This window comes from Bartonella sp. AD328YNZD (assembly GCF_042196425.1).
In genome coordinates this window covers 1-1,745 of sequence record NZ_JBHIQG010000440.1, presented here as the reverse complement: position 1 = coordinate 1,745, position 1,745 = coordinate 1, and the positions used below count along the sequence as shown (strand labels likewise).

The 1,745-nt window shown below is 39.1% G+C and carries 1 pseudogene; it reads left to right on the top strand.

Annotated features, from left to right (window positions below):
* Window positions 1-1,745 (top strand): annotated as a pseudogene (locus tag ACFIO3_RS12635) (autotransporter outer membrane beta-barrel domain-containing protein); the annotation flags it as partial.

Here is a 1,745-nt window from a genome sequence, read left to right as displayed (position 1 = left end):
AAGGAAGCGGTGCATTTGTAAGTGGCAATGACAGCACAATTCAATTGCATGGTGATACAATAATTAACAATACTTTGAGCGGACTCGATGCCGGTAATGGTGGTAAAATCATTAGCGAAAACTTATCGATAATCGGTGGTGAAGCACTTGAAGGCCCCGACAACGAACGCACTGGTATATGGACATCAGACTCTGGTAGTGAAGTTAGGTTAATGGGCAAAACAACCATTCAAAATGTTGATGAAGGGTTTTATGCAGACGGTGGAAGTAAAATCATTAGCGGAGATTTAACAATAACTGGTGGTGAAAGTAAAACAATGACCGTTGGTGTAAACGTTGCAGAAACTGATAGTTTAATTGAATTAAATGGTAAAACAATCATTCAAAATTTTGATGTTGGTCTCACCGCAGGAAATAATAGCACGATTAAGATGACGAATGGTTATATTGGAGCAGCAGAGAATACAATCAAAAATAAAATAGAAGCAAAAAAAGTTGCAGTATGGGCGGCATTTAACGGACATATTGATGTCGTGAATACTTCTATGATAGCAGGAGTTGCTGGTTTGCAATTTATAGCTCTCTCTAATCCTGATCTAGATTATCCAGATGTTCCACAAAAACGTAAAAACAGTGAAATCAATTTGACAAATGCAGATGTTCACGCTGAAAATGGTACTGGAATTTTTGTTGGAGCTTTCACTAACACAAACATGGAAGATATTCCAACTTTATCAATCGGTACAGTCAGTCTCAAAAATTCAGAAATCCATGCCGACGTATTATTAGGAGATGGTCTTTTCGAAGATCCAAAATCTTGGAAAAACGACAATTATTGGAACAATAAAGAGGTTAAAGCGATCTCCAATGGCACCTTCACCTTAAGTGCTGATCAGTCTACTCTAGAAGGCAGAGCGAATATTGCTAAAGACAGAAATGTACGTTTTGATCTGAAAAACAATACGAAATGGACGTTGAAAATCAGCAAAAACGAAAAAGATGCTGATGGCAATCTCCTTGATATCGCTCAAAGATCTCGTTCTGATATTTCCACGCTTAATCTCGATAACAGCTCCATTGTTTTTGAGAAACCAACAGAAGATCACTACCAAACATTGCATATAGGTTCTGGTAAACCAGACACGCAAGAAGTCTACAACGCAACGGGAGACGCAAAGATTTACTTCAACATTGCTTGGAGTGATGGCGTAGTAAGTGCCGATCAAAAAACCGATAGGCTTCTCATTCACGGTGATGTCTCAGGCTCCACAACAGTTTATATTAAAAGCGATTCTGGAAATGAAAGTAGTGTAGTCAATGCTGCTGATCCTTCAAATATAGGTGGACTCTCGCTCATCCAAGTTGCAGGAAAAGCACAGGAAGACTCCTTTAAATTAGCCAAAGGCTATACCACACTAGGGGGAGAACCTTACAAATATACACTAACTGCTTATGGACCAGACTCAAGCCATGGTACAGCCGATATTGAGCAAAACCTCTTTGATGAGAAGAATGAAAATTTCTGGGATTTCCGCTTACATAAAGAAATTCTTGAAACGGATTCTGGTCCAAGTGTGATCGTCCCTGTAGCACAAACGGCCAGTTACTTAGTCATGCCAAATGCTCTCTTCTATAGTGGATTAACCGATATGGCTAAACAAAACGCATTCTTAGCCAATATCAGAACATCTGTCTTAGGAAAAGAAGAGGAAAAACAAACCGGTTTCTTCCTCTATACTTACGGA